The organism is Microbacterium sp. AR7-10 (genome assembly GCF_001878835.1).
Classification (GTDB): Bacteria; Actinomycetota; Actinomycetes; order Actinomycetales; family Microbacteriaceae; genus Microbacterium; species Microbacterium commune.
Window position 1 is genome coordinate 1 of sequence record NZ_MJIR01000004.1, and the last position, 6,966, is coordinate 6,966.

The following is a 6,966-nucleotide window of genomic DNA, read 5'->3' on the forward strand; positions in this document are numbered from 1 at the left end:
CTGGTCGCCGTCGATGACGTTGCCCTGCGCGTCGACGGCGAGACAGCGGTCGGCATCGCCGTCGTGGGCGATGCCGACGTCGGCTCCGACGCGGATGACCTCTGCCGCGAGCTTGTCGAGGTGCGTCGACCCCACACCGTCGTTGATGTTCAGACCGTCGGGGTCGGCGCCGATGACGGTCACCTTCGCGCCCGCCGCGGTGAAGACCTCGGGCGAGGCACCGGATGCTGCGCCGTTGGCGCAGTCGAGCACGACGTGGATGCCGTCGAGGCGATGCGGCAGCGAGGCCAGCAGGTGCATGACGTAGCGGTCCTCGGCATCCGCGAACCGGATGACGCGACCGACGTCGCCGCCGGTGGGCTGCAGCTTCTCGCCCGATTCGATGTGCTCTTCGATGCGCTGCTCGACGAGGTCGGGCAGCTTCACCCCGCCGCGGGCGAAGATCTTGATGCCGTTGTCGGGAGCCGCATTGTGCGAGGCCGAGATCATCACGCCGAAATCGGCGTCGACGTCTGAGATGAGGAAGGCCGCGGCCGGCGTGGGCAGGGTGCCGGCATCCAGCACATCCACGCCCGACGAGGCGAGACCCGCCTCGACCGCGGCGCTGAGGAAGTGCCCCGAGATGCGCGGATCCCGCGCGACGACGGCCGTGAGCCGCTTGCCGACGGTGCGACGCGCGTCGGCGATACGGCCCTGGCCCAGGACGACAGCAGTCGCCTGGGCCAGGTGGAGCGCAAGCTCGGCGGTGAGGAGCTGACCGTTGGCCAGCCCCCGCACGCCGTCCGTTCCGAACAGTGCCATAGGAGGGACTGTGCGGATCAGCGCTTCGAGTACTGCGGAGCCTTGCGGGCCTTCTTGAGACCGGCCTTCTTGCGCTCGATGACGCGGGCGTCGCGCGAGAGGAAGCCGGCCTTCTTGAGGGTCGGGCGGTTGTTCTCGGCGTCGATGTTGTTCAGCGCACGAGCGATGCCGAGGCGCAGCGCGCCGGCCTGACCCGAGTCGCCGCCGCCCGAGATGCGGGCGATGACGTCGTACGCACCCTGCAGGTTCAGCACCGTGAAGGGGTCGTTGATCAGCTGCTGGTGCAGCTTGTTCGGGAAGTAGTCCTCGAGCGTGCGACCGTTGATCGTGATGGTGCCCGAGCCGGGAACCAGACGCACGCGGGCGATGGCCTGCTTGCGACGGCCGACAGCGGCACCGGGAACGGAGAGCACGGGGCGGGGAGCCGACTCCTGAACCTCAGCCTCAGGGCTCGAGGTCGAGAAGGTCTGCGGGAATTCGGTGGTGTCCTGGATTTCAGCCACGAGTATGTCCTTTGAAATCTGAGGGGCGCTTACTGCGCGACCTGGTCGAGGGTGTACGGCGTGGGCTGCTGAGCGGCGTGCGGGTGCTCGGCACCTGCGTAGACCTTGAGCTTCGACAGCTGCTGACGACCCAGGGTGTTCTTCGGGAGCATGCCGCGGACGGCCTTCTCCACGGCGCGAACCGGGTGCTTCTCGAGGAGCTCGGCGTAGCTCGTGGCGGTCAGGCCGCCCGGGTAGCCGGAGTGGCGGTACGCCATCTTCTTCTGGAGCTTCTGGCCCGTGAGGGCGACCTTCTCGGCGTTGACGATGATGACGAAGTCACCGGTGTCGACGTGGGGTGCGAAGGTTGCCTTGTGCTTGCCGCGCAGGATTGCTGCGGCGTGCGAGGCGAGGCGACCGAGAACGACGTCAGTGGCGTCGATGACGATCCAGTCACGCTGGACCTGCCCGGCCTTCGGGGTGTAAGTGCGCGTCACGATAGTGCTGCTTTCTTGATTCGAACGGAGAGGTTCGTGAATCCCACTCCGGGGTGGGTTCCGTCTCGATGATCCGAGCCGGAACACGCGCCAGTGGAGGGCTCACGTTCGCGGGTGCGACCGCAGTTGGTCACACACCAAGGGTCAATGCTACAGCATCCGGGGGCGGGGGCCGAACTTGGGCGGTGGAGGCCGAACGAGGGCGGTGGGTGCCGAACGAGGGCGGTGGGTGCCGTCTGCCCGCCGGGTGGGCCCGAATGGCTGCATCCTCGCGCGTCGAGGCGACCATATGGGCCCACCCGAGGTGATCGCGCCCCCACTCGTCACGCCCCCCTACCGCTGCTGGGCCCATATGGCTGCATCCCCGCGCGCGAGGCGACCATACGGGCCCGCCCGAGGTGGCGCCCTCATCCTCCACATGCGTCGTCTTCGTCGGCTTCTTCACGGGGCGCGGGGCCAGCAGGCTCGCGAGTCGGAGGTCGGCGCGAGAGTGGATGGATGCCGATCACGCCGAGCCGCCTGCCCACTGAGCTCGGCGTGCATTTCAGCGTCGAGTGTGGGCGCGAGTCGGGCCTGACACGCGGCCGCATGCGAGCAAAGGACCTCGCCCGGCCGTTCCACGGCGCCCGCCGCACGGTCGCCGACATCGCGGCGGAGAAGGTCGCGATCCGCCGCGACACGGAACCGCTCGCCCTCACGCGTGCGAGCACGCGCCTCATGCACTCCAAGGCGCTGTCCTACCTGCAGGTCGCCGCTCCGGGCAGCTTCATCTGCGGCGCAAGCGCCGCCGTGCTGCGCGGCTACCCGGCGACCGCATCGAGCGATCTCGACGTCGCGGTCTTCGCTCCGCGACGGGCGCCGAAGGGGCGCGGCGTCAAGGGACGCACCATCAGATCTCATCTGGTCGACATCGACGTGGTCGACGGCATCCCGGCCTCGTCTCCAGCCAGCACCTGGGCGATGCTCGGTCGCGATCTCAGTGAGCGCAAGCTGATCATCCTCGGCGACGCGATCGTCGGCATTCCCCGCGACGAGCGAGGCATTCGCCATCCCGAGCGGGCCGGGGCGACGATCGAGCAATTGCAGGCGTCGATCGACGCGGGGTCTCGGCCGGGGCTGAAGAAGCTGCGCGCCGCGCTGGAGCGGATCCGGGTCGGCTGCTCATCGCCCTTGGAGACCGATTACCGGCTCGATGCCGAGGACGCCGGGCTGCCGGAGCCTGAGCTCGATGTCGAGATTTTCGACGCGCGAGGCCGGAGATTGGGCATCTCGGAATTCGTGTACCGGCAGTACAGCCTCGTGGTCGAGATCGAGGGCGATCATCACCGCTCGTCGAAGCACCAGTGGAATCGCGATCTGCAGAAGTACCGGGACTACGCCAGCGCCGGCTGGGAGGTCGTGCGGTTGACCGCGCACGACATCCGGACGCAGCGGACCGCTGCTCGTATCGTGCGCGAGGTGCTCATTCGGCGGGGCTGGCGTCCCGAACTCTGAGTGGTGCTCGCGGCCCCTCTCACGCTCGCCCCGCGCCGGTGGCGTCTTCCTCCAGTGGGCCGATGTGGCCGCATCCCCACGCGTCGACGCGGCCATATGGGACCACCCCGGCGGGAAGACTGACTCCACAGCACCCCCGCCCCACACGAGTGGGCCCGAATGGCCGCATCCCACGCGCCGACGCGGCCATATGGGACCACCCCGGACGGGAGAACTGACTCCACAGCACCCCCGCCCCACACGAGTGGGCCCGAATGGCCGCATCCCACGCGCTGACGCGGCCATATGGGACCACCCCGGACGGGAGGCGAGAACCCCGAGGACCCGCCCCACACGAGTGGGACCGAATGGCCGCATCCCACGCGCTGACGCTGCCATATGGGACCACCCCGGACGGGAGAACTGGCTCCACAGCACCCCCGCCCCACACGAGTGGGCCCGAATGGCCGCATCCCGTGCGCCGACGCGACCATATGGGACCACCCGGCGGGAGGCGAGGACACCGAGGCCCAGAGGCCCAGAGGCCCAGAGGCCCGAGTTACGCGGCCTCAGCCGTCACCAGGATCGGGCGGTGATCGCTCGTGGCCTGCGGCAGAGTCGTGATCTTCGAGATGTCGAACCCGACCGAGGTCGCGAAGTCGTAGTGGCCCTTGAACACCCGGTACCGCGTGTACGTGCGGTCGTCGCTGAGGGTGAGGGTGTACCCGTGCTCGCGCACGGTCTGACCGAGGCTCTCCTTGAACACGGGGTAGTTGTAGTCGCCGACCATGAGCACGGGCATCCCGGGTCCGAGCTCCTGCAGGGCATCCAGCGCCGACCTGATCTGGTTGCGACGCAGCGAGTTGAGCGCGGTGAGAGGGGCCGCGTGGAACGACGCGACGATGAGTCCCCGCCCGGCGTCGATGTCGCGCAGCCGCGCCCCGAGCACCCGCTCGTGCGCCGGCTTGAGCACCCGGTCGTGCAGCGATTTCTTCAGCCCGATCGTGCGCACCTCTTCAACCTGGAAGGTGTTGCTGCGCAGATACATCGCAAGACCCAGCCTGTTGCCGCTGGTGGTGTGCACGAGAGACAGCCCCTCGATCGCATCCGGAAGCGCCGCCGTGTCGCATTCCTGCAGGCAGAGGATGTCCGGGTCGTGCTCGGTCACCAAGCCGGTGAGCTCAGTCGCGGCACGGTGCTTGCGAAGGTTGTACGAGATGACTCTCATGTCCGACACGTTACCGCCGGGATCCGAGCGCGCGACGGGGTTGCGCCGCGGGCCCGCACCGCACTAACCGTCGTCGCGGTCGCGTCGGGCGCGGGTCTGCTCGGCGCGGGATGCCAGCAGCTCGTCGGCCGGATATCCGACCTCGGCGAGGGTGAGACCCCTCGCGGGCAGCACTTTGAACGCGCTGGTGCGGGTGAGCTCGTCGCGCAGGCGCGCGACATCGGCGACCTCGAGCTTGCCCTCCCCCACCGCCGCGCACGCGCCGACCAGCGCGCGCACCATGCTGTGGCAGAACGCGTCGGCCTTCACCGCCGCGACGAGCACACCGTCGCGGTCACGCGTCCAGCGGTAGTCGAGCAGGGTGCGGATCGTCGTCGCCTCCTCGCGCGGCTTGCAGTACGCGGCGAAGTCGTGCAGGCCGATGAGTGTCTGGGCCGCGGCATCCATCCGCTCGACGTCGAGAGCGGCGCGGATCGTCGTGGTGTCGTTGCGGCGCATCGGGTCGTAGCCGACGGTCGCGTCGGCCAGTCGGTAGAGGTACCGCCGCCACACGGCCGAGAAGCGCGCGTCGAAGCCCTCGGGCGCGACGCTGGTGCGGGTGACGGTCACGTCGGGATAGCTGCCGAGCACACCCCGGATGCGCCGGGCGAGCGACCCCGCCGGATCCGTGGCGGCCTGCCCGTGGCGCGTCTGCACGCGAGACCACTGCGCGTCGTCGAGATCGACGTGCGCGACCTGATCGGCGGCGTGCACCCCGGCATCCGTCCGCCCGGCCACGACCAGCTGCGCCTCGGAGCCGAGGATGCGTGCGAGCGCCGCCTCGAGCGTGCCCTGCACCGTACGGAGGCCCGGCTGCTTCGCCCAGCCGCGGAAATGGGTGCCGTCGTAGGCGATGTCGAGGCGGATGCGCACCCGTCCAGCCTAGACGCGAGCCTCGGCCGGGACGGAGCCGGTCGCCGACGCGGCCCCCGGCGAGGAATGTCTGCGGGGTCCTGCATATGGTGCGTGATCGACCGTCGCATGCATTCGTATATAGTTACCATAGTTGTGGATAAGTTCTAGACTTTTCTTCGTAGTTTTGCTTGACTTGGGGTTGGCCGAGGTTTAGGCTTTTCACATGTCAGCACCAGCCCTGGACCCGTTGCGAGAAGCCGTCACGGCTCTCGCGGGGGTGTGGGCGGATGCCTCGACGGCGGCCGACCTCGACCGGTCAGACCTCGTGGCGGTGACCTGCGCGATCGGGTCGGCGCGTCGGGCGCTGGATGCGCTGCAGGCCGACGTCGCCGCGGCCATCGCGCACGAATCCCGGCCGGAGCTGGGAGCCGATTCGCTGGCGAAACAGCAGGGGTTCCGCAACACCGCCCAGCTCATCGCGACGACGACGGGCACCAGCGCCGGAGATGCCGCCCGGCTGCTGAAGGTCGGGGAGGCGATCGCGCCCCGGCAGAACCTGCTCGGCGAGCCCGCTCCGGCGAAATACCCCGCCGTGCAGGCCGCGGTGACCTCCGGCCGCCTGGGCGGGGCAGGGGCGGCACTGATCGTGGAGTTCCTCGACCGGGCCCGCATCGGCACCGACAAGACCCTGGTCGCCGACGTCGAACAGCAACTCGTCCAGCGGGCGGTGGGGCTGTCGCTGGATGACGTGCGCCGGCTGGTCACACGCGCCGAAGCCGTGCTCGAAGACGACCGGCTCGAAGCGCGGGAGGAAGAGCGCCGGGCGGCACGGTCGCTGAGCATGTTCGAACGCGACGGCATGCTGCACCTGAACCTCATCACCCCGGTCGAAGAGGGCGCGCCGATCAAAGCGGCGATCGACGGATACGTCACCGCGCAGTTCCAGGCCCGCAAAGACACTGCGGGGGTCGTGGATGCGGGTGGCGCGGATGCCGATCAGCGCACCGTCACCATGATGCGCGCCGACGCCCTCACCCTGTTCTGCGCCCACATGCTCGACTGCGACAGCCGGATGCCCGTGAGCGGCGCCACCGTCATCGTCCGCATCAACGCCGCAGACCTGGACGCCGGAACCGGATCCGGGACGATCGACGGTATCGACCAACCCCTCTCCGTCACCGCCATCCGGCGCATGGCCGCCGCGGGCGGTGTCATCCCTGCGTGCTCGACAGCGCCGGGGAGATCCTCGACTGGGGACGGGAACGACGACTGTTCACCAAACAACAGAAACTCGCGCTCGTCGACCGAGACGGCGGATGCGCGATGTGCGGGCTCCCACCCCACATGACCGAGGTGCACCACATCGACTGGTGGAACCGAGACACCGGGCCCACCGACCTCACCAACGGCATCCTGCTCTGCTCCACCTGTCACCATCGCATCCACGACAACGGGTGGGAGCCCGCACATCGCGCCTACGCCGCCTCGGTCGACGAGCGCGAGTTTCTGTTGTTTGGTGAACAGTCGTCGTTCCCGTCCGCAGCCGAGGATCTCCCCGGCGCTGCCGAGCACGCAGGGATGACACCTGTCT

7 protein-coding genes and 1 pseudogene are annotated in these 6,966 nt (G+C 69.0%); 3 read left to right on the forward strand and 5 right to left on the reverse strand.

Annotated features, from left to right (window positions below; all coding sequences use genetic code 11):
• The 3 genes and pseudogenes from BFN01_RS00610 to rplM all read right to left on the reverse strand — a co-directional run.
• Window positions 1-801, reverse strand: a pseudogene (locus BFN01_RS00610) (phosphoglucosamine mutase); the annotation flags it as partial.
• A gap of 17 nt (window positions 802-818) precedes the next feature.
• Complete coding sequence (gene rpsI / locus BFN01_RS00615; protein WP_071640480.1) at window positions 819-1,304, reverse strand: 30S ribosomal protein S9; 486 nt, start codon at window positions 1,302-1,304, stop codon at window positions 819-821.
• 29 nt (window positions 1,305-1,333) lie between these two features.
• A complete protein-coding gene (gene rplM / locus BFN01_RS00620; RefSeq protein WP_071640481.1) occupies window positions 1,334-1,780 on the reverse strand; it encodes a 50S ribosomal protein L13 in 447 nt (148 codons plus the stop codon).
• 498 nt (window positions 1,781-2,278) lie between these two features.
• Here rplM and BFN01_RS00625 point away from each other — a divergent pair, with 498 nt between their 5' ends.
• Window positions 2,279-3,274, forward strand: coding sequence for a DUF559 domain-containing protein (locus BFN01_RS00625; protein ID WP_071640483.1), 996 nt, complete (start codon window positions 2,279-2,281; stop codon window positions 3,272-3,274).
• Between the two features lie 538 nt (window positions 3,275-3,812).
• On the opposite strand, the gene BFN01_RS00630 is transcribed toward BFN01_RS00625, so the two are convergent.
• Both BFN01_RS00630 and truA read right to left on the reverse strand, forming a co-directional pair.
• Window positions 3,813-4,481: an endonuclease/exonuclease/phosphatase family protein gene (locus tag BFN01_RS00630; protein ID WP_071640488.1), complete on the reverse strand. Its 669-nt coding sequence runs from the start codon at window positions 4,479-4,481 to the stop codon at window positions 3,813-3,815.
• 63 nt (window positions 4,482-4,544) lie between these two features.
• Window positions 4,545-5,393, reverse strand: a complete 849-nt coding sequence (gene truA, locus BFN01_RS00635) for a tRNA pseudouridine(38-40) synthase TruA (RefSeq protein ID WP_071640484.1) — start codon at window positions 5,391-5,393, stop codon at window positions 4,545-4,547.
• Window positions 5,394-5,598: 205 nt separating this feature from the next.
• Here truA and BFN01_RS00640 point away from each other — a divergent pair, with 205 nt between their 5' ends.
• Both BFN01_RS00640 and BFN01_RS00645 read left to right on the forward strand, forming a co-directional pair.
• Window positions 5,599-6,723, forward strand: a complete 1,125-nt coding sequence (locus BFN01_RS00640) for a DUF222 domain-containing protein (protein ID WP_083428558.1) — start codon at window positions 5,599-5,601, stop codon at window positions 6,721-6,723.
• On the forward strand, window positions 6,720-6,966 hold a 247-nt coding region (locus BFN01_RS00645), incomplete at its 3' end, for an HNH endonuclease signature motif containing protein (RefSeq protein ID WP_177243768.1). The genes BFN01_RS00640 and BFN01_RS00645, both read left to right, overlap by 4 nt.

Excerpts from the sequence above, each read along its gene's own strand:
- BFN01_RS00625 (WP_071640483.1), top strand. The coding sequence starts at position 2,279 with ATGCCGATCACGCCGAGCCGCCTGCCCACTGAGCTCGGCGTGCATTTC.
- BFN01_RS00630 (WP_071640488.1), bottom strand. The coding sequence starts at position 4,481 with ATGAGAGTCATCTCGTACAACCTTCGCAAGCACCGTGCCGCGACTGAG.
- BFN01_RS00640 (WP_083428558.1), top strand. The coding sequence starts at position 5,599 with ATGTCAGCACCAGCCCTGGACCCGTTGCGAGAAGCCGTCACGGCTCTC.